This is a genomic window from Alloyangia pacifica (assembly GCF_003111685.1).
In the GTDB taxonomy this organism is placed as follows: domain Bacteria; phylum Pseudomonadota; class Alphaproteobacteria; order Rhodobacterales; family Rhodobacteraceae; genus Salipiger; species Salipiger pacificus_A.
Genome location: NZ_CP022191.1, coordinates 417,178 through 443,425, shown reverse-complemented (window position 1 = coordinate 443,425; position 26,248 = coordinate 417,178). Strand labels below are relative to the sequence as shown.

20 protein-coding genes and 1 pseudogene are annotated in these 26,248 nt (G+C 67.7%); 15 read left to right on the top strand and 6 right to left on the bottom strand.

The window, feature by feature from the left end; translation table 11 throughout:
* Positions 1–13 precede the first annotated feature (13 nt).
* The 7 genes from CEW88_RS21220 (at position 14) to CEW88_RS21190 (ending at position 8,753) form a co-directional block, all read left to right on the top strand.
* Positions 14–748 carry a response regulator transcription factor gene (locus CEW88_RS21220; RefSeq protein WP_108970345.1) on the top strand — a complete coding sequence of 245 codons (735 nt, stop codon included), beginning with the start codon at positions 14–16 and terminating at the stop codon, positions 746–748.
* Positions 745–2,199 (top strand): sensor histidine kinase, encoded by a 1,455-nt coding sequence (locus tag CEW88_RS21215; RefSeq protein ID WP_108970344.1) that lies wholly within the window; start codon positions 745–747, stop codon positions 2,197–2,199. The genes CEW88_RS21220 and CEW88_RS21215 overlap by 4 nt, the downstream gene beginning before the upstream one ends.
* A 125-nt stretch (positions 2,200–2,324) precedes the next feature.
* On the top strand, positions 2,325–2,666 hold the full coding sequence (locus tag CEW88_RS21210; protein ID WP_193989103.1) for a hypothetical protein: 342 nt from the start codon (positions 2,325–2,327) through the stop codon (positions 2,664–2,666).
* The gene (locus tag CEW88_RS21205; RefSeq protein WP_254694558.1) at positions 2,663–4,864 is read left to right on the top strand and encodes an outer membrane protein assembly factor BamB family protein; all 2,202 of its coding nucleotides are present in this window, start codon (positions 2,663–2,665) and stop codon (positions 4,862–4,864) included. The genes CEW88_RS21210 and CEW88_RS21205 overlap by 4 nt, the downstream gene beginning before the upstream one ends.
* Positions 4,865–4,996: 132 nt before the next feature.
* Positions 4,997–6,085 carry a patatin-like phospholipase family protein gene (locus CEW88_RS21200; RefSeq protein ID WP_108970343.1) on the top strand — a complete coding sequence of 363 codons (1,089 nt, stop codon included), beginning with the start codon at positions 4,997–4,999 and terminating at the stop codon, positions 6,083–6,085.
* A gap of 205 nt (positions 6,086–6,290) precedes the next feature.
* Positions 6,291–7,832 carry a phospholipase D family protein gene (locus CEW88_RS21195; RefSeq protein WP_108970427.1) on the top strand — a complete coding sequence of 514 codons (1,542 nt, stop codon included), beginning with the start codon at positions 6,291–6,293 and terminating at the stop codon, positions 7,830–7,832.
* An 87-nt stretch (positions 7,833–7,919) separates the two neighbouring features.
* The gene (locus CEW88_RS21190) at positions 7,920–8,753 is read left to right on the top strand and encodes a 3-keto-5-aminohexanoate cleavage protein (protein WP_108970342.1); all 834 of its coding nucleotides are present in this window, start codon (positions 7,920–7,922) and stop codon (positions 8,751–8,753) included.
* A gap of 4 nt (positions 8,754–8,757) precedes the next feature.
* On the opposite strand, the gene CEW88_RS21185 is transcribed toward CEW88_RS21190, so the two are convergent.
* From CEW88_RS21185 to CEW88_RS25045, 3 genes and pseudogenes are all read right to left on the bottom strand, one after another.
* Positions 8,758–10,434 (bottom strand): BCCT family transporter, encoded by a 1,677-nt coding sequence (locus CEW88_RS21185; RefSeq protein WP_108970341.1) that lies wholly within the window; start codon positions 10,432–10,434, stop codon positions 8,758–8,760.
* Positions 10,435–10,593: 159 nt separating this feature from the next.
* A complete protein-coding gene (locus CEW88_RS21180; RefSeq protein WP_108970340.1) occupies positions 10,594–12,057 on the bottom strand; it encodes an aldehyde dehydrogenase family protein in 1,464 nt (487 codons plus the stop codon).
* Between the two features lie 221 nt (positions 12,058–12,278).
* A pseudogene (locus tag CEW88_RS25045) lies at positions 12,279–12,377 on the bottom strand (helix-turn-helix domain-containing protein); the annotation flags it as partial.
* 101 nt (positions 12,378–12,478) lie between these two features.
* Here CEW88_RS25045 and CEW88_RS21170 point away from each other — a divergent pair.
* Together CEW88_RS21170 and CEW88_RS21165 are read left to right on the top strand one after the other, a co-directional pair.
* The gene (locus CEW88_RS21170; protein WP_108970339.1) at positions 12,479–13,711 is read left to right on the top strand and encodes a urate hydroxylase PuuD; all 1,233 of its coding nucleotides are present in this window, start codon (positions 12,479–12,481) and stop codon (positions 13,709–13,711) included.
* Between the two features lie 245 nt (positions 13,712–13,956).
* The gene (locus CEW88_RS21165) at positions 13,957–14,421 is read left to right on the top strand and encodes a GNAT family N-acetyltransferase (RefSeq protein WP_108970338.1); all 465 of its coding nucleotides are present in this window, start codon (positions 13,957–13,959) and stop codon (positions 14,419–14,421) included.
* A 4-nt stretch (positions 14,422–14,425) separates the two neighbouring features.
* Here the strand turns inward: CEW88_RS21165 and CEW88_RS21160 are convergent, their stop codons facing one another.
* Positions 14,426–14,941, bottom strand: coding sequence for a DUF2478 domain-containing protein (locus CEW88_RS21160; protein ID WP_108970337.1), 516 nt, complete (start codon positions 14,939–14,941; stop codon positions 14,426–14,428).
* 78 nt (positions 14,942–15,019) lie between these two features.
* Here CEW88_RS21160 and CEW88_RS21155 point away from each other — a divergent pair, with 78 nt between their 5' ends.
* Genes CEW88_RS21155 through CEW88_RS21140 form a run of 4 tightly spaced genes read left to right on the top strand, consistent with a single transcriptional unit; the run spans position 15,020 to position 19,189 of the window.
* Positions 15,020–15,895, top strand: coding sequence for a formate dehydrogenase accessory sulfurtransferase FdhD (locus tag CEW88_RS21155; protein WP_108970336.1), 876 nt, complete (start codon positions 15,020–15,022; stop codon positions 15,893–15,895).
* Positions 15,892–16,542, top strand: a complete 651-nt coding sequence (gene mobA, locus CEW88_RS21150; protein WP_108970335.1) for a molybdenum cofactor guanylyltransferase MobA — start codon at positions 15,892–15,894, stop codon at positions 16,540–16,542. Before CEW88_RS21155 ends, mobA begins: the two co-directional genes overlap by 4 nt.
* Entirely contained in the window at positions 16,539–17,030 is a 492-nt protein-coding gene (mobB, locus tag CEW88_RS21145) for a molybdopterin-guanine dinucleotide biosynthesis protein B (protein WP_108970334.1), read from the top strand. Before mobA ends, mobB begins: the two co-directional genes overlap by 4 nt.
* The gene (locus CEW88_RS21140; RefSeq protein WP_108970333.1) at positions 17,027–19,189 is read left to right on the top strand and encodes a molybdopterin-binding protein; all 2,163 of its coding nucleotides are present in this window, start codon (positions 17,027–17,029) and stop codon (positions 19,187–19,189) included. The genes mobB and CEW88_RS21140 overlap by 4 nt, the downstream gene beginning before the upstream one ends.
* 19 nt (positions 19,190–19,208) lie before the next feature.
* On the opposite strand, the gene CEW88_RS21135 is transcribed toward CEW88_RS21140, so the two are convergent.
* The gene (locus CEW88_RS21135) at positions 19,209–19,436 is read right to left on the bottom strand and encodes a sulfurtransferase TusA family protein (protein WP_108970332.1); all 228 of its coding nucleotides are present in this window, start codon (positions 19,434–19,436) and stop codon (positions 19,209–19,211) included.
* A 152-nt stretch (positions 19,437–19,588) separates the two neighbouring features.
* Between CEW88_RS21135 and CEW88_RS21130 the strand changes: the two genes are divergently transcribed.
* Positions 19,589–21,283: an NAD(P)H-dependent oxidoreductase subunit E gene (locus CEW88_RS21130; RefSeq protein WP_108970331.1), complete on the top strand. Its 1,695-nt coding sequence runs from the start codon at positions 19,589–19,591 to the stop codon at positions 21,281–21,283.
* A gap of 147 nt (positions 21,284–21,430) precedes the next feature.
* A complete protein-coding gene (gene fdhF, locus CEW88_RS21125) occupies positions 21,431–24,199 on the top strand; it encodes a formate dehydrogenase subunit alpha (RefSeq protein ID WP_108970330.1) in 2,769 nt (922 codons plus the stop codon).
* 24 nt (positions 24,200–24,223) lie between these two features.
* Here the strand turns inward: fdhF and CEW88_RS21120 are convergent, their stop codons facing one another.
* On the bottom strand, positions 24,224–26,167 hold the full coding sequence (locus tag CEW88_RS21120) for a sensor histidine kinase (RefSeq protein WP_108970329.1): 1,944 nt from the start codon (positions 26,165–26,167) through the stop codon (positions 24,224–24,226).
* Between the last annotated feature and the right edge of the window lie 81 nt (positions 26,168–26,248).

The window sequence follows — 26,248 nt, the reverse complement described above, 5'->3', positions numbered from 1 at the left end:
CGAGGAGACGCCAGTGACCATCTCGAGACTGCTCGTCGTGGACGATGATTCCGAGATGCGCGAGATGATGATCCAGTTCCTGCAAAGGCAGGGGTTCATCGCGCATGGGGCGCAGAACATGGCCGAGATCGCGGCGGCGATGGAGGCAGGGCGCATCGATCTCATCCTGCTCGACGTGATGCTTGGCGACGAGAGCGGCATCGAGATATGCGCCCGACTGCGGCGCGAGCAGGACGTGCCGATCATTATGGTCTCGGCGCTCTCGGCCGATCACCAGCGCATGGCGGGCTACGAGGTTGGGGCGGACGACTATATCGCCAAGCCCTTCAACCCTGAACTGATGGTGGCGCAGGTGCGCGCGGTGCTGGCCCGCACTCGGCGCACCGCCTCTCTGGCGCACCGCCGCCGCACGCAGGCGTTCCGCTTCGCCGGCTGGCGCTACGACGCCAAGCGCGCCGAGGTGACCTCGCCCGAGGGCTTCCAGGTGCCGCTGTCGCGGCGCGAGACCATGCTGCTGCAGGCGCTGCTGGCCAATCCTTTCATCCCGCTCACCCGCGAGGAGATCGCCGCGGCGCTCGACGTCACCGGCGAGGGCGGCACCGAGGACGCCCAGGGCCGCGCCATCGACGTGCTCGTCGGGCGGCTGCGTTCGAAGATCGAGAAGACGCCGAAAGACCCGAAGATGCTGCGCACCGAGCGCGGGGTGGGCTACGTATTCGCGGTGGATGTGACCACCGAGGAGACATGACGGAGGGCGTGGGCTCCGGGGGCCCGAGCCTGCGCCTCTCGGGCACGCTGCTGATCCTCGCCGCGGCGCTGGCAGGGGTGGTGATCACCGGCATGTGGAGCCTGTCGCAGACCCGTTGGACGGCGCATCTCGACCGCGCCGAGCGGGCGGGGCTCCTGCTCTATGGCGCCTTGACGCGAGGACTGGCTCCGCCCGAGGGTGTCAGCCTCGCCCCGCTGGACCCCGCCGATGCCGCGCGCGCTGAAGAGGGCAACTTCGCGCAGGTCTCTGCCCTGCCAAGGCCAGCCTATGTCACCCTCGCGCCGATCCTGCCCGATGGCACCGGCGGCCCCGGGCTGCAAGTCGCGGTGGTCTCGGACGGGCTGCAATACCGCGTCGCCGAGCTGCCCTCGCGCCCTGGCCAGCGCCCCGAGGAGACACTTGGGCAACTCACCCGGCTGATGGCGCGCTACTGCAGCCACCCGCAGATCATCGCCCGCCCCGACGCCGGAGATTGGCAGCGCGTCGAAGCGCCGGGGGTCTGGGGCTGCGAGGCCGCCCCTGCCGATCTGCGCCTGCCCGCCATCGTCCTGTCGTTGCTGGCGCTCGGGGTGATCTTCACGCTGGTCACGAATACAGCCGCCCGCTTCACCGAGTTCGCCGCGGCGCTCGCCGCGCGCCGTCGCCTCGGCGGGCCGGAAAGCTACGAGGCCACGGGCCCCGCCGAGCTGCGCGCCATCGTCGGCGCGGTCAACACCTACCTCGAGGCCGAACGCGAGCAGCTCGCCAAGCGAGCGGTGGTGCTCTCTGGGGTCAGCCACGACCTCGGAACGCCTGCGACCCGGCTGCGCCTGCGCTCGGCGCTGATCGAGGACGACGGACTGCGCGGAAAATTCGAGGCCGACATCGACCGCATGACCGCGATCATCGAAAGCGCGCTGACCTACACCCGCGCCGAACTCAACGTCGAGGCCCCGCGCGAGCTGTCGCTCTCGGCGCTGGTCGAGGCGTTGGTGGACGACTACCGCGATATGGGCCAGCCGGTAAGTCTCGCTGCGGTAGAGCCGATCGTGCTGCGCGGCGGGCAATCGCTCTTCACTGCGCGGCGCGGGGCGCAGGTGGTGGGGGGCGCGCATCGGGTCATCATCACCGCCCGCCCCGTCTCGATCCAGCGCGCGGTGTCGAACCTCGTGGACAACGCGCTGAAATACGGTCGCAGCGCCCGGCTGCGCCTCGAGGCCAGTGCCGAAACCGCGACGATCATCGTCGAGGATGAGAGCGGCATGCGCTCCACCGAGGAGATCGAGGCGCTCATGGCCCCCTTTCGCCGCGGCGCGAACGCGCGCTCGAGCGACGGCATCGGTCTGGGGCTCAGCATCGTGTCCACAATCGCGATGATGCACGGCGGGGAGTTGCGCTTCGAAACCGCGCCGCATGGGCTGCGCGCGCTCTTCACCATCCGGCGCGGTTGAACCCCCGGCACTGAATTCGCGCGAAAATTTGCCTGTTCCGGATTGCGCGCTACTCCTTGAAGGGACGCGGCCGCGAGCCTTCCCTGCAGCGTGGCCCGCCGTTGAAACCAAACGGGAACCTCGCCATGTCCTATCGAACCGGCCTGACCGTCATGATGGTCTCGGCGCTGGTCGCGCTCGGCTGCGGCCTCTACGCCTATTTCACCCCTCTCACCGGCGTGACCGGGGTCTGGGGACCTCTCGCCGCCGCCTTCGGCGCGCTCTGTCTTCTGCTCGGTGCGGCGCTGATGATCCGCGCCCGTGCCCGCGGCCTGCGCGTCCTGCTGCTTGTGTTGCTCGCGCTCGGCCTGCTGCTCACCGCCATCGCCGCCTTGCTGATGCATCAATGGGTGATGCTCGCCGCTCTGGCGGTCTGCGCGCTTGGTTGGATCGCCGCGCTCTCCGGTCCGGAAGGAACCTACGCATGACCTCTCTTCTCCGCAGCACCGCCCTGCTCGCCCTGCTTGCTGGCCCCGCCTTCGCCCAGCAGGCAGACACCCCGACGCCCCCGGCGCAGCCCGAAAGCGCCGCGCCGGAAACCGAAGCCCCCGAGACCCCGCCGCCCGGCGCGACCGCGACCGAAGAGGGCAGCGAGACTGGCGTCTCGACGGAGGAAGGGCCCGCCCGCGATGCCGTGAGCCCCGAAGCGCAAGGCGCCGAGGCCCCCGCTGCCGAGGCTCCGGCCGCCGAGGCGCAGGACGACAGCGCCCCCGAACCCAACGCTGAAACCATCAATGTCGAGGTCCCCGCCGCACGCCCGTCGTCGGACGCCAAGGTGCCGACCCCCGGCACCGGATGGCCGAGCTTCCACGGGCAGGTCTCGGGCGCGAAATACTCGCCGCTCGGCCAGATCACCCCCGAGAACGTCGGTGACATGGAACTGGCCTGGCGGGTCGAGACCGGCGATGTTTCGGACGGCTCGGGCGATCTGCCCGCGACCGTCTGGTCCGCGACACCGATCTACGCCAATGACACGCTCTACATCGGCACGCCCTTTTACCGCGTGCTGGCGCTCGATCCGGGCACGGGCGAGGAAAAATGGTCCTTCGACAGCAAATCAACCCTCGAGGCGCTCACCCAGCCCGCGCTTAAAAACCGCGGGGTCGCCTATTGGGAGGCCGACGATCCACAGGAGGGCGCGGCCTGCCAGAAGATCGTCTACCTCGGCACCATGGACGCGCGGCTCTTCGCCATGGACGCCGACACCGGCGCGCTCTGCGAGGATTTCGCCGATGGCGGCGTGCTCGACGTCAACCAGTGGAACACCGTCAACGACCGCTGGCCGCTGTCGCTGCTGCAGCCGCCGACCATTGTCGGCGACCATGTGATCATCGGCTGGGCCGGCAACGACTGGGACTGGGCCGAGGCGCCTCCGGGCTCGGTCTTTTCGGTCGACGCGCAGTCGGGCGAGCTGGAATGGACCTTCGACACCATCCCCGAGGACATCCGCGCCAAGACCGGCACTGCCAACGTCTGGACCGCGATGAGCGCCGACGAGGAACGCGGCATCGTCTACCTGCCCGTGGCCTCGCCCTCGCCCAACTACTGGGGCGGCAACCGCACAGAGGACATCCCCTATGCCACCTCGACCACCGCGCTCGACGTCGACACCGGCGAGGTGATCTGGTCGCGGCAGTGGGTGCATCACGACATCTGGGACTATGACATCAACTCCGCCCCCACCCTGATGGACATCACTGTGAACGGAGAAGAAATCCCGGCGCTGATGCAGGCCACCAAGATGGGCTTTCTCTTCGTGGTCAACCGCGAGACCGGCGAGGACATCTGGCCGATCGAGGAACGCCCCGTCCCCGCGGGGACGATCGAGGGCGAGCGCTACGCGCCGACCCAGCCCTTCCCCACGATCCCCAAGCCGCTGCTCGACCAGTCGCGCCTGCCGGACGTGTGGAAACTGGCCGATCTCGCCTCCTTCGGGGAATGTTCGGAGCTCTGGAGCAAGCTGACCTACGACGGCATGTACACCGCACCCACCACTGAGGGTGAAGGCGCCGGGGCCTACCCGAACTCGGCGGGCGTGGTGCAATGGGGCGGCGTCGGCTACGATCCCGAGCACCAGATCGCCGTGGTGAACCTCAGCCATGTGGTGCAATACATCAAGCTGTGGTCGCGCGAGGATTACGAGGCCGAGAACGGCGAAGCCGGGGTCGGAGAAAGCGGCTTCCACCCGCAGACCGGCGCACCTTACGGCATGTCGCTGAAGACTGCGATGAACCGCTGGGGCATGCCGTGCTGGGAGCCTCCCTTCGGGGAGTTGATGGCGCTCGACATGACCACAGGCGAGACGCTCTGGCGCAAGCCCTTCGGCATGTCGCAGCGCTATGGCTTCTACATGCCCGAGGCCTGGGGTTCGCCGACCATCGGCGGCCCGGCGATCACCGCCGGCGGGCTGATCTTCATCGGCGGCACGATGGACGGCATGGTGCGCGCCTACAACCTGCAGAGCGGCGAGGAGCTTTGGAGCGACCTGACCGAGGCGCCCTCGGTCTCGAACCCGGCCATCTACGAGCACGACGGGCAGGAATACGTCGCCTTCATCTCGGGCGGCAACTCGATCCTGAAGCCGTCGGTGGGCGACATGATTTCGGTCTACCGCCTGCCCCTCTGAGCCCTTTCCCCCGAAAATTCCTGTCGGCGCCACGCCGCCGACAGGCCCACCAAGGCTCTGGAGCCACACCCCCTTCCGCGCTATGCTGCAACGCAGAATTTCTCCACTTTTTCGGAGGCTTTTTGCTTGTCCATGACGACTTCAAAATCACATGATTCCAACAAGATAATACTCGACGTCGCACTGCAGGGCGGTGGCGCGCACGGGGCCTTCACATGGGGCGTCCTCGACGCGCTCCTGGAAGAGGAACGCATTGAAATCGGCGCCCTTTCGGGCGCCAGCGCCGGGGCTATGAACGCCATCGTCGCAGCCTCGGGCATCGCCACCGGCGGACGCGAGGGCGGGCGCGCCGCGTTGCGCCGCTTCTGGACCTCGGTCAATGCCGCGGCGCGCGAGGCGACGCCGGTCTTTCATATGCTCGAGACCTTCCCCGGGTTCTTCGCCGCATCCGCCGCCTGGTGGCAGATGGTCAGCGGCGGACAGGTCACCGTCTCTTCGCGCCCCTGGCAGGGACGCGGCGCCCAGATGGCGCTCCGCCAACTCATCGCTGACCAAGTGGACTTCGAGGCGCTGAGGCGCGCCGATGCGCCCCGGCTCTTCGTGTCGGCGACCAATGCCCGCAGCGGCGGCGCGCGCATCTTTCGCAACGATGAGATCAGCCCCGACGTCGCCATCGCCTCGGCCTGTCTGCCGATGAGTTTCCCGCCGGTGACCATCGACGGGGTCGATTACTGGGACGGCGGCTACTCCTCCAACCCGCCCGTCGCCGCCCTCGTGCGCTTCACCCCGCAGGCCGATTTGCTGCTGGTCACCATCAACCCCGCCCGCCGCCCCTTCACGGCGCGCTCGCCCGAAGAGATCACCCAAAGGGTCAGCGAGATGGTCTTCAACCAGGCGCTGCTTACCGAGCTCCGTGCCATCGCCATCATCCAGGACGCGCTGGTCGAGCATATGAAGTCGCATGAGGGCGACAGCAGCTCGGACCTGCTACGCGACCTGCACGAGTTGCGCTTTCACGAGATCCACGACGAAGCGAGCCTCTCCGAGCTCGATCCCCATACCAAGATGTACCCGACCCTCGACATGCTGCTCGAGTTGCATGAAACCGGGCGCGCCGCGGCGCAGGGCTGGCTGACGAACAACTTCGAGCATCTCGGCAAGCGGGGCACCGCGAAACTCAAGGAGCGCTACCTGAGCGACATGCTGCAGACCGGAGCCTGACTCGCTTCTGCCTGACTCGCTTCTGAAGGTAACGCTCGACGCAAGCGCCTGTTTCGCGCTAGGATTTCTCCCAAGCGACGGCAAAGACCCGCGACGGAAGGGAAGACGGCGGCGCGCAGGCACCGGTCGGAGGGTCCGGTCGGCAGTCGGAATTTGCGCGGCGCACAGCCTTGCCGGACGGGTCCGATTGATGTGGGTGCGTCCGATGCGTTTTCTTGAAGTCCTTCTTTTTATCGCTCTTTTGCTTGTTACCTTCGTCTTCGGGATGAAGCTGATCTTCCCCCTGCCCAAGCAGAATTTTGCGGAAAGACAGCTCCGGCTGCCGCCCGACACCGAGGGCGAGCTTGGCAGGATCATCGCCCCGATCGTTGCCGCGCACCCTGGGCAGAGCGGGGTGCTACCGCTTGCCGACGGGCGCGACGCCTTTGCCGCGCGGATGCTGCTGGCGCGGGCGGCGCAGCAGTCGATCGACGCGCAGTATTACATTTGGCAGGACGACACGACCGGGCTGATCCTGCTCGACGAATTGCGGGCCGCCGCGGATCGCGGCGTGCGGGTGCGGCTGCTGGTGGACGACAACGGCATTCCTGGCCTCGATGCGCTGCTCGCCGAACTCGACTCCCTGCCGAGCGCCGACGTGCGCATCTTCAACCCTTTCACCCTGCGCACGCCCAAGCTTGCGTCCTACCTCTTCGATTTCAGCCGGTTGAACCGGCGGATGCACAACAAGTCGATGACGGTCGATGGGGCGGCCACCGTGGTCGGAGGGCGGAACATCGGCGATATCTACTTCGAATACGGCGATGGGACGCACTTCTTCGACGTTGACGCGCTGGCGCTGGGACCGATCGTCAACGACGTCTCGGCCTCGTTCGACCGCTACTGGAACAGCGCCTCGGCCTATGATGCGGACCTGCTGCTGGATCCGTTTGTCAGCCCGGCGCTGGCCGAGGCGGGCAAGGGGGCGCGCGGCACCTCGGTCGGCAACGGCTATCTGAAGGTGGTGACCGAGAGCCAGCTCGTCTCGGGGCTGAAGGGCGGGGCGCTGAACCTCGAATGGGGCAAGGCCGAGTTGCTCGTCGACGATCCCGCGAAGGGGCTGGGCCGGGCGCCCGCCAAGAGCAAGATCGTCGAACGGCTGTTCGAGCTGCTCGGCGAGGTGGAGAGTAGCCTCGATCTCGTCTCTGCCTATTTCATTCCTGGCGAACGCGGCACCGAGGCGCTGACCGACCTCGCCCGCAAGGGCGCGCGCGTCCGGGTGCTGACCAACGCGCTGGAGGCCACCGACGTGATGCCGGTGCATGCCGCCTACATGGGCTATCGCGCGCCCCTGCTCGAAAGCGGTGTCACCCTCTACGAGCTGCGCGCCATGCGCGAGGAGCATGTGAAGCGCTCGCTGCCAGAGGTGCTCTCGGGCTCGGCCTCGGGGCTGCATGCCAAGGTCTTCGGGCTGGACGGCAAGCGGGCCTTCATCGGCTCGTTCAACCTCGACCCGCGCTCGGCGCAGATCAACACCGAGATGGGCATTCTGATCGACAGCCCGACCATCGCGGCCTCGCTTTCCGAGCAGCTCGACACGCCCCGCTACGCCTATCACGTCACGCTGGATGACGCAGGAGCGCTTGTCTGGACCAACACCCCCGAGGTCGGCCCGCCGCTGGTCTTTCACCACGAGCCGAACACCGGCCCGCTGAAACGCGCGCTGACCTATGTCGTCGGCTGGCTGCCGTTGGAATGGATGCTCTGAGCGGGCGGTTGCGGCGGACGCCGGGTTGCGACATCTTTCTGCCGAGGTGCCGCGCGGCACCGCAACGAAGCGACGGAGCCTCCCGCCATGACACAGCCCTGCATCATCTGCGTTGCCATCACCGGCTCGCTGCCCACCAAGGCGGACAACCCCGCCGTGCCGATCACCGTGGCCGAGCAGGTCGAGTCCACGCAGGAAGCCTTCGAGGCCGGCGCCACCATCGCCCACTGCCACGTACGCGACGACGATGGAAAGCCGACCTCCGACCCCGAGCGTTTCGCCGCGCTGAAGGAGGGGATCGAGAAACACTGCCCCGGGATGATCGTACAACTTTCCACCGGCGGTCGTTCGGGCGCGGGCAGGACCCGCGGTGGCATGCTGCCGCTGAAGCCGGACATGGCCTCGCTCTCGGTGGGATCCAACAACTTCCCCACGCGCGTCTACGAGAACCCGCCGGATCTTGTGGACTGGCTGGCGGCAGAAATGAAGACCTACGGCATCAAGCCCGAGATCGAGGCTTTCGACCTGTCTCACATCTACCAGGCCAAGGCGATGGCGGACCGCGGCGCGCTGGTCGGCACGCCCTACGTGCAGTTCGTCATGGGGGTGAAGAACTCTATGCCCGCGGTGAAGCGGGTGTTCGATTACTACGTGGAGACCGTGAAGGTTCTTTTCGGCGAGGATACGCCCTGGTGCGCCGCCGGGATCGGGCGACACCAGATCGAGCTCAACGACTGGGCGGCTGCCGCGGGCGGCCACCTGCGGACCGGACTCGAGGACAACATCCGCCTCTACAGGGATACGCTGGCGCCCTCGAACGCCGCGCTGGTCCAGCGGGCGGCGGAGGTGGCGCAGAAGCACGGCCGCAGTATCGCCACCCCCGCCGAGGCGCGCGCGCTGCTGGGGCTGCGCGCCGCCTGACCGCTCACTCCGCCGCGGTGGGCTCCGGCCGGAGCCCGCCGGACGTGCTCTCCTCGCTCACCGGGCCGTGGCCGAACTCCTCGAGGCCCGGCCGCGTGCCGATGGAGATGTGCTCGATATCCTCGGCGTTGAAGCCGCGGATGATCGCCGGGATCATCATGCTCACCAGCACGAAGATCGGCAGGCCCACGACGGTGATCACCTGCTGCAGCGCGGTGAGACCCGCATCGCCCGCCAGCAGGATCAGCATCGCCGCAACGACTCCCTCGGCCGCACCCCAGAACACCCGCTGATGCACCGGACCCGGCGTCGCGCTGCCGGTGCAGAGCATGTCCACCACCAGCGAGGCCGAGTCCGAGGAGGTGGCGAAAAAGATCGCCACGATCACCACCGCAAAGCCCTGGATGAAGGTGGTAAAGGGGAAGTGCTCGAAGAAGGCGAACATCGCCAGCGGCACGCTGTCGGCAACGGCGCGGCTGATTTCGCCAGCACTGTCGCCCATGGCTGCGCGCGCCGCGAGGCCGAGCCCGTCAAAGTCCATCGCCTGCCAGCCGAAAATGGCAAACCAGATCAGCGTGAAGAGCGACGGGGCCAGCAGCACGCCGAAGACGAACTCCCGCACCGTGCGCCCGCGCGAGATGCGCGCCACGAAGAGCCCGATGAAAGGCGACCAAGTGACCGTCCAGGCCCAGTAGAACACCGTCCACGATCCCTGCCAGCCCCATCCGTCGGTGCTCGGGTTCTCGTTGGCCAGCATGTCGTTCCAGAAGGCCAGACGCGGCAGATTGGTCAAATAGAGCCCGAAGGTCTCGACGATGCCGCGCAGCAGGAAAAGCGTCGAGCCGCAGACCAGCACGAAGATCATCAGCGCCACCGCCATGGCGATGTTGAGGTTCGAGAGCATCTTCACACCCTTGTCGAGCCCCGCGACGATCGAGCCCACGGCCACCACGGTCAACACTGTCAGGATCGCCACCTTGACGAAGGCCCCGTCGCCGGTGCCGAAGAGCGCGTCGAGCCCCGCGGCGATCTGGCTCGAGCCGAGACCGAGCGACACCGCCACGCCGAAGAGCGTGCCGAGGATCGAGGCGATGTCGATGGCCTTGCCGATGGGGCCGTGAATGCCCTCACCCAGCAACGGATAGAAGACCGAACTCACCCGCACCGGCAGGTCGTAGCGGTTGATGAAATAGGCGAATGCCAGCCCCGGCAGGGTGAAGATCGTCCAGGTGTGCAGCCCGAGATGGTAGATGGCGATCGAAATGGCGTCGCGTGCTGCCTCTTCGGTGTAGGGCTCTACCCCCGGCAGAGGCGGCGTCGAGAAATGGCTGATCGGCTCGGCGACGCCCCAGAACATCAGCACCGTGCCGATGCCGCCGGCAAAGAGCATGGTGAACCATGACAGGTTGGAATAGACCGGCCGCTCGCCTTTGCGGCCCAGCCTTATATGCCCGTGCCGCGACATCGCGGCCCAAATGAGAAAGCCCAGCCAGACGTTTACGCCCAGCACGAAGAACCAGCCGAGGTTGGTCACGATCCAGCTGCGGCCGGTGGCAAAGGCGTCGCCGATAGCTTCGGGGAAGATCACCAGCGCGAGAACGAAGACGATGGTGAAACCGGCTGAGATGAAGAAGATCGTCGGATCGGTGCGCAGTCCGAGGCGGCGGGCAAGCTGTTCCAAGGGCTCAAACCTATGTGTAATTCCGTGTGGGCTCCGTTTTCGAACCAACGGGTTCCGCATTGGTTCCCAAATTTGCTGCCCGGCGCTCGGCGGAGCCGGCCAGAAAAACGCCGGCCCCGCGAGGGACCGGCGGTCTCCGTTTCGTCGGAATGAGGCCTCTCAGAGGTCGATCAGCACCGTTTTCGTGCGGCGGTTGGCGAGATAGGCCTCGCGGCCCAGATCCTTGCCGAGGCCGCTCGCCTTCCAACCGCCGGTCGGCAGAATATGGTCGCGGGTGCGGCCGTAGCGGTTCACCCAGACCGTGCCCGCCTCGAGATCGCGTGTCAGGCGCAGCGCGCGCGACAGGTCGCGGGTGAAGAGCCCCGCCGCCAACCCGTAGGTCGGATGGCTGGCAAGCTGCATCGCCTGCTCCTCGGTCTCGAAGGTCTGGAAGGTGGCCACGGGGCCGAAGATTTCCTCGCGGACAGCCGGGTTGGTTTCGTCCACGCCGCCGATCAGCGTCGGACGGTAGAAGGACCCCGCATGCTCGAAACGCCCACCGCCGCAGATGAGCTCGCCGCCCTGATCGGTCGCCGCCTGCACGAGGCTGTCGATGCGCTGCAGCTGCTTTTCCGAAATGATCGGCGAGAAACCGGCCTCGGCGCTGTGGGTCTCCGACGGGGTGATCTTGGCAAACCTCTCCGAGAGCTTGGCCGCCAGCTCATCGGCGACGCTGGCCTCGACGATCATCCGCGAGCCGGCAACGCAGAACTGCCCGGCGTTGGGGATGATCCCGGTGACCAGCGCGTCGGCGGTCACGTCAAGATCGGCGTCGGCGAAAACCACCATCGGGCTCTTGCCGCCCAGCTCCAGCGTCATCGGCTTGATACCGCAGCGCGCGATATTCTCCATGATCGCGGCCCCGGCGCGGGTCGAGCCGGTGAACGAGACCTTGTCGATGCCCGGATGACCGGTGATCGCCGCGCCGGTGGTCGGCCCGTCGCCCAGCACCACGTTGATCAGCCCCGTCGGGATCCCCGCCTTCACCGCCAACTCGGCGAGATAGAGCGTGGTGTAGGGGGTCATCTCCGAGGGCTTCAGCACAACCGCATTGCCCGCCGAGAGCGCCGGACCGAGCTTCCAGGCGGCCATCGAAATCGGGAAGTTCCACGGGGTGATCGCACCGATCACGCCATAAGGATGATCCGAGATGAAGCCGAACTGGCTGTCGGCCGTGGGCACCAGCGTGCCCGCCTCCTTGTCGGCGAACTCAGCAAAGAACTTGATCTGCTCGGCGGTGACCATCACGTCCCCGGCCAGCGCCGCGGCATAGGGGCGCGACGAACAGATCGCCTCGAGCTTGGCCAGCGTCTCGGCCTCGCGTTCGATCAGCTCGGCCCAGGCGTAGAGGGCGCGCAGCCGGGCGCGCGGCTGCAGCCCGGCCCAGCCCGAGCTCTCGAGCGCCTTGCGCGCCGTCCTCACCGCGCGATCGACCAGCGCCGCGTCGGCGCAGGGGATGGCCCCGAGCAGCTTGCCCGTCGAGGGCGAGCGCAGCTCCAGCGCGTCCTCACCCGAGACATAGTCTCCGCCGATGAAGTGCTGGTTCGGCAGGGTCAGCCTGTCGGGATCGAAAGCGAACGTCATGGGGTACCTCGTGTTGGTCTTGCGTGGGTCGTCTCGCCAAGGCCCCTCCCGCGCAGCATCGCTGCGCCGCGGGGCGTGTTTGCGACCGAAGCTTCTGCGCCAGTCTTAGCGAGGAGAAATTTCGCTGGCCAGCGCCGCCACGGCCACCGCGCCGCAAGCGGCCTGCCGCACCTCGGGTAAGGCTAGATTTCCGGGCAGTTTTTCCCGGTTCTCGGCCCGCAGGTCCCCGCCGGTGAGATTCGCAGGTCGCGGCCTGCGGCGGACATGCTGCCCAACTCGTAGACACGGACGAAGGTGCGGATATTGTCGAGATAGGACATTCTTCGGCAAAACTTGAAACTGCTTGGATGTTGCTGGAGATAGCAGAATAATTGCTCGCGGCCTAGAGTGCCGCAACAAACTGCATCAGGGAGAGACCGGCATGTATGATCTCGCGATCCTCTGGGATTGGCTCGGCTTTGCCGTGCGTTGGCTGCACGTGATCACCGCGATCGCCTGGATCGGCTCGTCCTTTTATTTCATCGCGCTCGACCTCGGCCTGCGCAAGGCGCCGCACCTGCCGGTCGGCGCGCATGGCGAGGAATGGCAGGTCCATGGCGGCGGGTTCTACCACGTGCAGAAGTACCTCGTGGCGCCCGAGACCATGCCCGACCACCTGACCTGGTTCAAATGGGAGAGCTATGCCACCTGGCTCTCGGGCGCGGCGCTCTTGATGATCGTCTACTGGGCCGGCGGCGAGCTTTTCCTGATCGATCCTACCAAGGCCGACATCTCGCTCTTCCAGGGCATCGTGATCTCGGCGCTGTCGCTGACCCTCGGCTGGCTGGTCTACGACCGGCTCTGCAAGTCCAAGCTCGGCGAGACGCCGACGCTGCTGATGGTGCTGCTCTTCGGGATGCTGGTGGTGATGTCCTGGGGCTACACCCAGGTGTTCACCGGCCGCGCCGCGCTCTTGCACCTCGGCGCCTTCACCGCGACGATCATGACCGCCAACGTCTTCTTCATCATCATGCCGAACCAGCGCATCGTGGTGGACGACCTGAAGAACGGCCGCACCCCCGATCCCAAGTACGGCAAGATCGCCAAGCTGCGCTCGACGCACAACAACTACCTGACGCTGCCGGTCGTCTTTTTGATGCTGTCGAACCACTACCCGCTGGCCTTCGCCACCGAGAACGCCTGGATCATTCCCTGCCTGGTCTTCCTCATGGGCGTGACGATCCGGCATTTCTTCAACACGATGCACGCGCGCAAGAAGGCGCCCTACTGGACCTGGGCGGTGACCGCGCTGCTCTTCATCGCCATCGCCTGGCTCTCCACCGCGCCGATGCTGGATACCTACGAGGAGGCCGAGGCCCGGCCGCTCACCGCCGCCGAGCAGCGTTTCGCGGGGGCGGCGGGCTTCGAGGACGCCTATCACGCGGTGATCGGCAATTGCTCGATGTGCCATGCGCGCGAGCCCTCGTGGGACGGGCTGCACCACCCGCCCAAGGGCGTGGTGCTCGAGACCGAATCCGACGTCGCCCGCCACGCGCGGCTGATCTTCCTGCAGGCCGGCGCCAGCCACGCCATGCCACCGCCCAACGCCATCCAGATGGACCCGGCGGCGCGCCGCGAGATCGTCCAGTGGTACCGCGCCGCGACAAAAGGCTGAGCACGCGCAGGACCTGATTTGAGCTTGGCACCATGTCCCGCGCCGCTCGAGCCGCGCCCCCGGGTGGAAACATCAGGATCAGGAAGTCTGCGGCGCGCCTCCGCACCACGGCTTTCTGTAATGAGCGCCGCCACGAACTGATCACGTCGTTGTTATGACCCGGGTGCATGGCGGGATCTCCGAATTGTCGGTGGTCCGACAGGCCGCCCATCTCTATCTCACCGCCGGTGCAGAAAGGATGACCCATGGCGACCGCAGAGGCAGTGCTGAGAACCGTAACGACCGAAGGCTCCGTCCATCGGGCGGCGGCGCTGCTCTATGGCCATTGGAAGCGCCTCAGCGCCGCGGCGATCCGCAGCCGCTTTCACAGCCGCGTCGGCGACGAGTGGCTGAAGCGCCGCGCCGAGTCCTGCCGTCCTGATCTGGTTCTGGGACTGGAAGCCGACGGCGACACCCGCGCCGTGCTCGAGATTTACCGCGTCGCCAAGACCCATGCCGAGATCGCGCTCTCGGTCGAGGATGCCTATCAGGGGTGCGGCTACGGGCGGCAGCTCTTTTCCGCCGCGCTCGGCCATGCGCGGGAGATGGGGATCGAGACCGTAGAGGCCAGTTTCTCCCACGACAACCGCGCCATGCTGCAGATCGCGCTCAGCGCGGGTGCCAAGATCATCGCCGAGAGCGGCAACCGCTGCGCGACGATCTGGCTCTGAGGCTTTAGGCCGCCTGCGCCTCGCGGATCCGCGCGCGGCACCAGTCGGTCACCGCATCGACATCCGGAGCAAGCGGCTCGGCCAGATCCTCTGCGAAGGCGAGGAAGGCATCCAGGTTGCCGGCGTTCACCGCCACCAGCACCGGCACGCCCGCCGACAGCGCCTCGCCGATCACCGGACGGAAGCCGCGGCCGTCGACCTCCTGCTTGCCGAACTTGTTGACCAGCAGCAACGCCGCGCCCTTCTGCAGCCCGGCGCTCACCAGCCCGACGACCCGCTCGAGCCCCTGCGGATCGAGCCGACACCCGCGCGACAGCGCCCCGAGGTCCTGGCTGATGCGCACGACGTCCGTGCCGCTCAGGACCTGCAGGTCCATGTGGCACTTGCTGGTCGGCCCGGTCTCGATGTTGTGCTGCACAGCGCCGGCGAGCGGCACGCCCTCGGCGCGCAGGCGGCGCGCCACCTCGCACATCAGCACATCGACCTCGCCGCGGCCCAGACCCGTTACGTACCCAAGCATGCTCGTCCCCTTGAAACTCCGCGTCGCAGGTTACAAGATGCCCGACGTGCAGGCCAGAGGAGGCGCAAGATCACCCGCATGCCCGAAATTCCCCTGCTCCCGAACCCCGCCGACCCGCGCCTCACCCGGCGCATCTCGGGCACCGACCAGACCGGTGCCGAGACCGAGATCTCGGTGGTCGAGGAGCGCCCGCTCACCATCTATCTCAACCGCCAGGAAATCGTCACGGCGATGACCATCGGCGACTATCCCGAGTATCTGGCGCTGGGGTTCCTGCGCAATCAGGGGATGCTGCGCGCCGATGACGTGGTGACCGGCGTCGATTACGACGACGAGATCGAGACCGTCGTCGTGCGCACCCTTCGCGAGACCTCCTACGAGGAAAAGGTGCAGAAGAAGACCCGCACCTCGGGCTGCGCCGTCGGCACCGTCTTCGGCGACATGATGGAGGGGCTCGAGGGGCTGACCCTGCCGCAAGCCGAGGTCCGCACCTCTTGGCTCTATGCCTTAGCGAAAGAGATCAACACCACCCCCTCGCTCTATCTCGAGGCCGGGGCGATCCATGGCACCGTGCTTTGCGAGCGGGACAAGCCTTTGGTCTACATGGAAGATGTCGGGCGGCACAACGCCGTCGACAAGATCTCGGGCTTCATGTTTCAACACGGGCTGGGGTCCGAGGACAAGATCCTCTACACCACCGGGCGGCTGACCTCGGAGATGGTGATCAAGACCGCGCTGATGGGCATTCCCGTGCTGGCCTCGCGCTCCGGCTTCACCGCCTGGGGCGTCGAGATCGCCCGGCAGGTGGGGCTGACGCTGATCGGCCGGATGCGCGGGCAGCGCTTCGTGTGCCTGTCGGGCGAAGAGCGGCTTCTGCGCGATGTGGATCCTGCCTCGGTGCCCGAGGAAGACCGCAAGTCCCGTCGCAAATCCGCCGATGAGGCCGCAGAATGAGCCGCCTGCTGCAACAGCCGCTTGGGGTGATCCTCGCAGGCGGCCTCGCCACGCGCATGGGCGGCGGCGACAAGGGGCTGCTGGAGATCGGCGGCGCGCCCCTCCTGCAACGCGTGATCGACCGGATCGAGCCGCAAGTGGGCGGGCTGGCGCTCAATGCCAACGGCGAGGCCGCGCGCTTTGCCCGCTATCGCCTGCCGGTGTTGCCCGATACGATCGCCGGCTTCCCCGGCCCGCTGGCGGGCGTGCTGGCGGGTCTCGACTGGGCCGCCGAGCAGGGGGCCGACAGCATCGTGACGGTGGCCGCCGACACGCCCTTCTTTCCCTGCGATCTGGTGCCGCGCCTGCTGCTCGCCGCCGAGGAGGCGCCGCACCTGCTGGCGCTGGCCTGCACACCGCGCTCCGGGGACGAAGCGCTGAAGTCCGGCGGCGGCAAGAAGATCAACCGGCACCCCACGTTCGGCCTCTGGCCGGTGTCGCTGCGAGACGACCTGCGCGCCGCGCTCGAGGGTGGTCTGCGCAAGGTCGTGCTCTGGACCGACCAGCACGGCGCGGGCGAGGCGCTCTTCCCCGCCGAGCCCTTCGATCCCTTCTTCAACGTCAACACGCCCGAAGATCTGGCGCGGGCCGAGGCGCTGGCGTCGTGAGGATCTACGGCGTCACGGGCAGCAAGAACTGCGGCAAGACCGGGCTGATGGAGCGGCTGGTGGCGGAGGTCTGCGCCCGGGGTCTGTCGGTCTCGACGCTCAAGCACGCGCATCACAGCACCGATGTCGATCAGCCCGGCCGCGACAGCTACAGGCACCGGCAGGCCGGCGCGCACGAGGTGCTGCTCGCCTCGCCGCATCGCTGGGCGCTAATGCAGGAGCTGCGCGATGCGCCCGAGCCACCGCTGGAGGAGCTGCTGACCAGGCTGAGCCCGGTCGATCTGGTGCTGATCGAGGGCTACAAGTCCGCGCCGCACCCGAAGATCGAGGCGCACCGGGCCGAAACCGGCAAACCGCTGCTCTCGCCCGCCAACGCCAGCATCCGCGCCGTGGCCGCCGACAGCGTGGTGGAGACCGCCCTGCCCCGCTTTGACCTCGACGACACCGCCGCCATCACCGATTTCATCCTGCGCGAGGTGGGCTTGTGAGCTTCGACACCTTCGTCGTCGTGGACTGGTCGGGGGCCTCGAAACCCTCGCCCGCCAAGCCGTCGAAGGATGCGATCTGGATCGGCATCGCCCGCGAAGGCGGCGTCGAGGCCAGCTACCACCGGACCCGCGCGGACGCGACCGACACCCTCGCTACCCTCTTTGAGACCGAGCGCGATGCCGGGCGGCGGGTGCTGGCGGGGTTCGACTTCCCCTTCGCCTATCCGAAGGGCTTTGCCGAGGCGCTCACCGGTACGCCGGGTCCGCTGCGGCTCTGGGAGGCGCTGGCGGCGCGCATCGAGGATGCGCCGGACAATGCCAACAACCGCTTTCAAGTCGCCGCCGAGCTGAACGATCTCTTCCCCGGGATCGGCCCGTTCTGGGGCTGCCCCGAGACCTTTGACGACCCGCGCCTGCCGAGCAAGGGCACGCGCCGGGACGGCCACGGGATGCCTGAACGGCGCACGTGCGACGCCACCCCCGGCGCGCAGACGGTGTGGAAGCTCTACACCACCGGCTCGGTCGGCTCGCAGGCGCTGCTCGGGATCCCCCGCCTGCAGGCCCTGCGCGCGCGCTTCGGCGCCGATCTCTCGGTCCGCCCCTTCGAGCAGCACGACACGCCGATCACGCTGGTCGAGCTCTTTCCCTCGCTGATCGCGAAGACCGTGGCCGCGCTGGCCGAGCCGGACGAGATCAAGGACCGCGCGCAGGTGCGCATCCTTGCCGGGGCGCTGCGCGCGCTCGACCCACAGCAGCTTGACGCGATGACCCGCGAGGGCGATGCGGTGGAAGGCTGGATCCTCGGACTCGGCCACGAGGAGACCCTGATCCGGGCCGCGCATCGCGCCTTTCCCCAACCCAGCGAGGCCCCCATGCCCTCCGATCCCGACAGCCCCCTCCTTCCGCCGCGCCTGCGCGACGATTGTTTCGCCATGCCGCAGGGCGTGAGCTGGGTGCCCGTCGACGAGGCGCTCGCCAAGCTGCGCGCCGCGCTCAGCCCGGTGACCGGCACCACGACGATTGCCACGGCCCGCGCAGCGGGCCGCGTGCTGGCGGCGAATGTGGCGGCCAAACGCTCGAACCCTCCGATGCCGAACTCCGCGGTGGATGGCTACGGCTTTGCCCATGCCGCAACCGGCAGCGGCGTGCAGCGCCTGCCGCTGGTGGCGGGCCGCGCGGCCGCCGGGCAGCCCTATGCTGACGCCGTGCCGTCGGGCGATGCGGTGCGCATCCTCACCGGGGCGATCCTGCCCGAGGGGGTCGATACGGTCGTGCTCGAGGAAGATACCAACACCGATGGCACAACTGTGGTCTTCGACGGGCCACTCAAGCCGCGCGCCAACACCCGCAAGGCCGGCGAAGACATGGCTGCCGGTGATCTTGCCCTGCGCAAGGGCCGCCGCCTGCGCGCGCCCGACCTGGCGCTGGCCTCGGCGCTCGGCATCGCCGAGCTGCCGGTGCACCGTCCGCTGCGGGTGGGCGTGCTGTCGACCGGCGACGAGATCATTGCCTCGCCCGACCTGCCCGCCGCGCCGCATCAGATCTGGGACGCCAACCGTCCCATGCTGCTGTCGCTGGCGCAGGGCTGGCACTACGAGCCGGTCGACCTCGGCCACGTCGGCGACGACGCCGAGGACATCGCGGAGCGCCTGCACGAAGGCGCGCGCGAGGCGGATGTGATCCTGACGTCGGGCGGCGCCTCGGCGGGCGACGAGGACCACGTCTCGGCGCTGCTGCGCGCCCGCGGCACCCTGTCGAGCTGGCGCATCGCGCTGAAACCCGGGCGTCCGCTGGCGCTGGCGATGTGGGAGGGCGTGCCGGTCTTCGGTCTGCCGGGCAACCCGGTGGCGGCGCTGGTTTGCGCGCTGATCTTCGCGCGCCCCGCCCTGTCGCTTCTTTCCGGCGCGGGCTGGACCGAGCCGCAGGGGTTCACCGTCCCCGCCGCCTTTCAAAAGCGCAAGAAGCCGGGCCGGCGCGAATACCTGCGGGCACGGCTGAACGAAGACGGCGCGGCGGAGGTCTTCAGCTCAGAAGGCTCGGGGCGGATCAGCGGGCTCTCGTGGGCGGACGGGCTGGTGGAGCTGCCGGACGGAGCGCTCGAGGTCACGCCGGGTACGCCGGTGCGCTACATCCCCTACGCGTCCTTCGGGCTGGTCTGAGGCAGGCCGAAGCCGGACCTCAGCCCTTGCGGATCAGGTAGACCTGCGCCGCGCCCTCGTCCGCCTGACCTACCAGCGCATGGCCGGCCTCGTTGCAGAAATGCGGCACGTCGATCACCGCCGCCGGGTCGGTCGCGACCACCCGCAGCACCTCTCCCGATCCCATGCCCTGCAGGCGCTTGCGCGCCTTGAGCACCGGAAGCGGGCAAAGCAGCCCGCGCGCATCAAGTTCCTGATCCCAAGTCATGCGCTCTCAATAGCAGACGGCCCGGCGCTGTCCATCCGTCTGCTGCCGCCTTTGATAGAGAATGCCTATCAATTGACGGCACAGCGATATTGACCGGCAATGACCCTATGCCCCAAGAACGGATACCCACCGCAACGACAGGGAGGCATTCGATGGCGCTGGATCAGCAGCAGGGGATCTGGAAATCCGGCCGCAAGGGCGGCAAGGGACGCGCCACGCCGAAGGGCCGACAGCTCGACGACCGCGCATGGGACGAGGTGAAGGCGCTGCTCGGCGACCGCCCGCGCCGGCGCGATCTGCTGATCGAATTCCTGCACCTGATCCAGGACCGCTACCGCCACCTCTCTGCGGCACACCTGCGCGCGTTGGCCGAGGAGATGCGGCTGTCGATGGCCGAGGTCTGGGAGGTCGCCACCTTCTACGCCCATTTCGACCCGGTAAAGGAAGGCGAGACCCCGCCGCCCGACCTGACCATTCGCGTCTGCGACTCGCTGTCGTGCGAGATGGCGGGGTCGGAGGCCCTCTTTGACGCGCTCTGCGCCGGGCATGACCCCGCGAAGGTCCGCGTGCTGCGCGCGCCCTGCATGGGCCGCTGCGACACCGGCCCGACGGTCGAGATCGGCCATCTGCACGTCGATCACGCCACGCCTCAGAAAATTCGCTCGGCGATCGACAAGGGCGATTTCGAGCCGGTGATCCCCGCCTACGAGGACTTCGAGACCTATCGGGCGGGCGGTGGCTATGACCGGCTGCTGACCCTGCGCGAAAGCGGCGACTGGGAGAAGGTGCAGGAGGAGATCTTCGCCGCCGGTCTGCGCGGCATGGGCGGCGCGGGGTTCTCCTCGGGCAAGAAGTGGGGCTTCGTGCGCGCCAACCCCGGTCCGCGCTACCTTGCGGTGAACGGCGACGAGGGCGAGCCCGGCACCTTCAAGGACCGCTTCTATCTCGAACGCACGCCGCACATGATGCTCGAAGGCATGCTGATCGCCGCATGGGCAGTCGAGGCCGAGACCTGCTTCATCTACATGCGCGACGAGTATCCGGCGATCCTTCACATCCTGCACAAGGAGATTGCCGCGCTCGAGGCCGCGGGGATCGTGCAGCCCGGCTACATCGATCTGCGCCGCGGCGCGGGCGCCTACATCTGCGGCGAAGAATCGGCGATGATCGAATCCATCGAGGGCAAGCGCGGCATGCCGCGGCTGCGCCCGCCCTTCGTGGCGCAGGTGGGCATCTTCGACCGCCCGACGCTGGTGCACAATGTCGAGACCCTGCATTGGATCGGCCGCATCGCCCGCGAGGGGCACGCGATCAAGTCCGAGGTCGCGCACAACGATCGCAAGGGGATGCGCAGCTACTCGCTCTCCGGCCGTGTCGCCAATCCGGGCGTCTACGTGCTGCCTGCCGGCAGCACGATCAATGATCTTATCGAGGCCGCGGGCGGCATGGCCGAGAGTCATGTGTTCAAGGCCTATCAGCCGGGGGGGCCATCCTCGGGCTTGCTGCCGGCCTCGCTGGGCGACGTGCCGCTCGATTTCGACACGTTGCAGCCGCATGGCACCTTCATCGGCTCCGCCGCCGTGGTGGTGCTGTCGGATCAGGACAGCGCCCGCGGTGCGGCTCTCAACATGCTGAAGTTCTTCGAAAAAGAGAGCTGCGGCCAATGCACGCCCTGCCGTGTCGGCTGCGAGAAGGCGGTGAAATTGATGCAGGCCGAAAGCTGGGACGGGGAGCTGCTCGAGGACCTCTGCCAGGTGATGACCGACGCCTCGATCTGCGGCCTGGGCCAGGCGGCCCCGAACCCGATCCGATTGGTGATGAAGCACTTCCCCGAGGAGGTGAAATGATGCGCGCGGCCCCCTCCCGTCCCCCTGCCCGCGCGCATTTTCCCGGGCCGCAGCCGTCCTCCGCTCAGTCGGACGCGGCCCGGGACCAATTTCGCCGCACATTTCCTTGCGCCTCTCCCAAGACTTTGACCCCCGGAGCTGCACACCATGGCTGACGGATCGAACCTTCCCCAGACCTCCTTCATCCTCGACGGGCAGGAGGTCACCGCCCTCCCAGGAGAGACCATCTGGCAGGTCGCCAAGCGGCTCGGCACCACCATCCCGCACCTGTGCCACAAGGAGGCGCCGGGCTACCGGCCCGACGGCAACTGCCGCGCCTGCATGGTCGAGATCGACGGCGAGCGCACGTTGGCGGCCTCGTGCTGCCGCGCGCCCGCCGAGGGCATGAAGGTGACCACCGACAGCGCCCGCGCGAAGAAATCGCGCGAGCTTGTGATGGAGCTGCTTCTGGCAGACCAGCCCGAACGCGCGCAGGCACACGACCGCGGCTCGCACCTGTGGGACATGGCCGACCTGACCGGGGTTTCCGACAGCCGTTTCCCCAGGCTCGAAGAGGCCCGCATCCCGCTGCTCGATGACAGCCACGTGGCAATGAAGGTCAATCTGGATGCCTGCATCCAGTGCAACCTCTGCGTCCGCGCCTGCCGCGAGGTGCAGGTGAACGACGTGATCGGCATGGCGGACCGGGGGCATGACGCTTTCCCCGTCTTCGACATGGACGACCCCATGGGCGAAAGCACCTGCGTCGCCTGCGGTGAATGCGTGCAGGCCTGCCCCACCGGCGCGCTGATGCCCGCCACCGTGGTGGACGCGGCCCAGCACGGCGACAGCCGCGACTTCGATGAGGCGGTGCAATCGGTCTGCCCCTTCTGCGGCGTCGGCTGCCAAGTCTCGCTGAAGCTGAAGGACGGCAAGGTCAAATACGTCGAGGGGATCAACGGCCCTGCCAACGAGGGTCGGCTTTGCGTTAAGGGCCGCTTCGGCTTCGATTACATCCACCACCCGCACCGGCTGACCAAGCCGCTGATCCGCCTGGAAGGCGCCGAGAAGGGGCTGAACGTCGATCCTGCCAACCCCTTCACCCATTTCCGCGAGGCGTCGTGGGACGAGGCGATGGAGGTCGCGGCCAGCGGTCTGGCGAAGCTGCGCGACCAGGGCGGCGAGACGGTGGCCGGTTTCGGCTCGGCCAAATGCACCAACGAAGAGGCCTATCTCTTTCAGAAGCTGATCCGGCAGGGCTTTGGCCACAACAACGTCGACCATTGCACGCGTCTTTGCCATGCGTCCTCGGTCTCGGCGCTGATGGAGAACGTCGGCTCGGGGGCGGTCTCGGCCACCTTCAACGAGATCGAGAACGCTGATGTCGCCATCGTCATCGGCGCCAACCCGATCGAGAACCACCCGGTCGCCGCGACCTTCTTCAAGCAGTTCGCCAAGCGTGGCGGCAAGCTCATCGTCATGGACCCGCGCGGCCAGGCGCTGAAGCGCTTCGCCAGCCACATGGTGCAGTTCCGCCCCGGCGCCGACGTGCCCCTGCTCAACTCGATCATGTCGGTGATCGTCGAGGAAGGGCTTTACGATCAGGCCTATATCGACCGCTTCACCGAGAACTGGGAGCACGAGAAGCAGCACCTCGCCGGTTTCGGCCCCGAGACGCTCGAGGATCTGACCGGCATCGACGCCGCCACGGTGCGCGATGTCGCCCGCACCTTCGCCAAGGGCAAGGCGGGGATGATCTTCTGGGGCATGGGGGTCAGCCAGCACATCCACGGCACCGACAATTCGCGCTGCCTGATCTCTCTCGCGCTGATGACCGGCAACGTCGGCAAGCCGGGCGCCGGGCTGCACCCGCTGCGCGGCCAGAACAACGTGCAGGGGGCGTCCGATGCGGGACTCATCCCGATGTTCCTGCCCGACTACCAGGACGTGACCGACGACGGCGTGCGCTCGGCCTTCACCGAGATCTGGGGCTCGGAGGACTTCAGCGGCCAGAAGGGCCTCACGGTCACCGAGATCATGGACGCGGTACATGATGGCGCGATCCGCGGCATGTACATCCTCGGCGAGAACCCGGCCATGTCGGACCCGGATGTGACCCATGCCCGCGCCGCGCTGGCCAAGCTCGAGCACCTCGTGGTGCAGGACATCTTCCTGACCGAGACCGCCAATTACGCCGACGTGATCCTGCCCGCCGCCGCCTTCTACGAAAAGACCGGTACCGTGACCAACACCAACCGGCAGGTGCAGATGGGCCGCGCCGGGGCCACGCCCCCGGGCGACGCCCGCGAGGACTGGGCGATCACGGTCGAGCTGGCGCAGCGGCTGGGGCTAGGCTGGACCTACAGCCACCCGCGCGAGGTCTTCGCCGAGATGGCGCGCGGCATGCCCTCGCTCGACAATATCACATGGGAGCGGCTGGAGCGCGAGGACGCGGTGACCTATCCGTCGCTCTCGCCCGAGGATCCCGGTCAGCCCATCGTGTTTGGCGACGGCTTCCCGCGCGAAGGCGGCCGGGCGCGGTTCACCCCCGCCTCGGTGATCCCGCCGGACGAGACGCCCGACGCCGATTACCCGATGATCCTGACCACGGGGCGGCAGCTCGAGCATTGGCACACCGGCTCGATGACGCGCCGTTCGAAGGTGCTCGACGCGGTGGAGCCCGGCGCCAACTGCTCGCTGCACCCCTCGACCCTGCGCAAGCTGGGCGTCGAGCCCGGCGGCATGGTCAGGCTGCAGACACGGCGCGGCGAGATCGAGGTCATGGCCCGTGCAGACCGCGCGGTGGCGCCCGACATGGTGTTCCTGCCCTTCGCCTATGTCGAGGCGGCGGCGAACATCCTCACCAACCCGGCGATCGACCCCTATGGCAAGATCCCCGAGTTCAAGTTCTCGGCGGTGCGGGTCACGGCGGCGTAGCGGGGCGGCGCGCGCGACCCGCTCTCAGCCCGCCTCTGGCAGCCAGACGGTGAAGACCGCCCCGCCGTCCGGCGCATTGGCGGCGGTGATCAACCCGCCCGCCCGCTGCACGATGCTTTGCGAGATCGACAGGCCCAGCCCGGTGCCTTCGCCGCGGCGGGTGGTGAAGAAGGGATCGAAGAGCGACGGCAGGTTCTCTGGCGGGATGCCAGGCCCGGTATCGCGCACCACCAGCGCCACGCCCGGCAGGCCGTCCCGCGCCTCTTCGGAGAGCAAAAGCGAAAGACGCCCTGTCCCGCCCATCGCCTGCGCCGCGTTGAGGATGAGGTTGATCACCACCTGCTGCATCTCGCCCGCGTCGATGGTCACCTGCCGCAGGGCGGGCAGTTCGGTCTCGACCGTGATCGCGCCCTTGCTCAGCGCGTGCTCGACCAGCAGCAGGGAATCCTCGACCAGAGGCGCCAGATCGACGGTCTCGCCGCAGTCAGAGAACTCGGCAGGGCGGGCGAATTTCAGCAGTTTTCCGACGATGGCCTCCATCCGCATGATCTGCCGGTCGATGAGCGACAGCTCGGTCTCGACTTGCGCGGCGGCCTCGCCCAGTTCCATGCGGATCACCTCGACGTTGCCCTGGATCACCGCCATCGGGTTGTTGATCTCATGCGCAACCCCTGCAGTGATTTCGCCGATCGAGGCGAGTTTCTCGCTCATCACGAGCTGGCGGTAGGTGTCTTCGAGCTTGGAATTTGCCTCGCGCAGTTCGGCTGTGCGCTGATCGACCCGGTCCTCCAGCTCCTCCGCCCAGGCCCGCAGTTTCAGGTCCCGATCCTGCACCTGGTCGAGAAGCCCGTCGAGATGCGCCGCCACCTGGCCGATCTCGTCCAGTCCCACCGGGCCGATGCGTGCCGAGAGGTTGCCCCGCCCCACCCGCCGCATCGTGTGGGTCATCCGCTCGAGCGGGGCGAAGATGCCCTTCGCCATCCACAGGAACACCGGCGCGGAAAGCGCCAGCACCGCCGCGAAGGCCGCCATCATCCACAGGTAGGCGGCGCGCTTGGCCTCGGCGAAAGGCGCCTCGAGGAAGCCGACGTAAAGCATGCCAACCCGCTTGCCGAAACTGTCGGTGAGCGGCAGATACCCCGAGATGTACCAGTCATTGACCACGAAGGCGCGGTCGAGCCAGGTCCGCCCCTCGCCCAGCACCGCCTGCCGAACCGACGCCGAGACCCGCGTGCCGAGCGCCCGCACGTCCTCGAACAGCCGGACGTTGGTCGAGATGCGCACGTCGTCGAGGAAGAGCGTCGCGGTGCCCTGCCGCGCGCCGCCGGTGACCGGGTTGAGATAGACCAGTGCATTGATCGCATCGATGAAGCCGAGGTTGCTGTTGAGCAGGATGCCCCCGACCAGCACGCCCTCGCGCCCCGGCAGCGAGACCGGGCTGGCTGCATGAACCACCATGCCGCGGTCTTCGACCCTGCGCTCGGTGGGCACGGCGGCCTGTGTCTTGATCAGATCGATACGCGCCCGAGCCGCGAGGTCGCGCGGCAGCGCCGCGAGCGCCTCTTCCGGGAAGATGTCGATGGCGGTCCGGGTCGTGCCCTGCCCCGCGGCGGCGATCACCGGCCAGTCGGCGGCGGCCTTGGGCACCTCGGAGGCTGGCAGGTAGTAGAGGAAATCCAGTTGCAGTTCAGAGCGTTTGTTGAGCAAGAACTGGCGGTCCGGCACGCCGTCTGCAAAGGCTTCGGCAAAGGCGACGGAGCCCGACACCCCCGACAGCTCTTCGCCGGTGCGCGCCATGAGCTGCGAGAGATATTGCTCGGCGATGCGCAGGTCGCTCTGCACGTTGGCCGCCAGCACCTTGTCGTAATCCTCGGTCCAGCGGGTCATGCCGAGCAGCAGCAGGAGCGGCATCAGCAGGACGAGCGGCGCAAGCGCAAGGATCAGCAGGCGCAGGCGGACGGAGATCATCGGGCGGGACTTCGCTTTCATGTCGGAGCGAGCCTAGCACGGCCCTCGCCCCCGGTCAGTCTGGATCGTCGGGCCCGATTT

What these genes read in the sequence shown, in the direction of transcription:
- CEW88_RS21215 (WP_108970344.1), top strand. Translation starts at nt 745, where the DNA reads ATGACGGAGGGCGTGGGCTCCGGGGGCCCGAGCCTGCGCCTCTCGGGC.
- CEW88_RS21210 (WP_193989103.1), top strand. Translation starts at nt 2,325, where the DNA reads ATGTCCTATCGAACCGGCCTGACCGTCATGATGGTCTCGGCGCTGGTC.
- CEW88_RS21205 (WP_254694558.1), top strand. Translation starts at nt 2,663, where the DNA reads ATGACCTCTCTTCTCCGCAGCACCGCCCTGCTCGCCCTGCTTGCTGGC.
- CEW88_RS21200 (WP_108970343.1), top strand. Translation starts at nt 4,997, where the DNA reads ATGACGACTTCAAAATCACATGATTCCAACAAGATAATACTCGACGTC.
- CEW88_RS21195 (WP_108970427.1), top strand. Translation starts at nt 6,291, where the DNA reads ATGCGTTTTCTTGAAGTCCTTCTTTTTATCGCTCTTTTGCTTGTTACC.
- CEW88_RS21190 (WP_108970342.1), top strand. Translation starts at nt 7,920, where the DNA reads ATGACACAGCCCTGCATCATCTGCGTTGCCATCACCGGCTCGCTGCCC.
- CEW88_RS21180 (WP_108970340.1), bottom strand. Translation starts at nt 12,057, where the DNA reads ATGACGTTCGCTTTCGATCCCGACAGGCTGACCCTGCCGAACCAGCAC.
- CEW88_RS21170 (WP_108970339.1), top strand. Translation starts at nt 12,479, where the DNA reads ATGTATGATCTCGCGATCCTCTGGGATTGGCTCGGCTTTGCCGTGCGT.
- CEW88_RS21165 (WP_108970338.1), top strand. Translation starts at nt 13,957, where the DNA reads ATGGCGACCGCAGAGGCAGTGCTGAGAACCGTAACGACCGAAGGCTCC.
- CEW88_RS21160 (WP_108970337.1), bottom strand. Translation starts at nt 14,941, where the DNA reads ATGCTTGGGTACGTAACGGGTCTGGGCCGCGGCGAGGTCGATGTGCTG.
- CEW88_RS21155 (WP_108970336.1), top strand. Translation starts at nt 15,020, where the DNA reads ATGCCCGAAATTCCCCTGCTCCCGAACCCCGCCGACCCGCGCCTCACC.
- mobA (WP_108970335.1), top strand. Translation starts at nt 15,892, where the DNA reads ATGAGCCGCCTGCTGCAACAGCCGCTTGGGGTGATCCTCGCAGGCGGC.
- CEW88_RS21135 (WP_108970332.1), bottom strand. Translation starts at nt 19,436, where the DNA reads ATGACTTGGGATCAGGAACTTGATGCGCGCGGGCTGCTTTGCCCGCTT.
- CEW88_RS21130 (WP_108970331.1), top strand. Translation starts at nt 19,589, where the DNA reads ATGGCGCTGGATCAGCAGCAGGGGATCTGGAAATCCGGCCGCAAGGGC.
- fdhF (WP_108970330.1), top strand. Translation starts at nt 21,431, where the DNA reads ATGGCTGACGGATCGAACCTTCCCCAGACCTCCTTCATCCTCGACGGG.
- CEW88_RS21120 (WP_108970329.1), bottom strand. Translation starts at nt 26,167, where the DNA reads ATGATCTCCGTCCGCCTGCGCCTGCTGATCCTTGCGCTTGCGCCGCTC.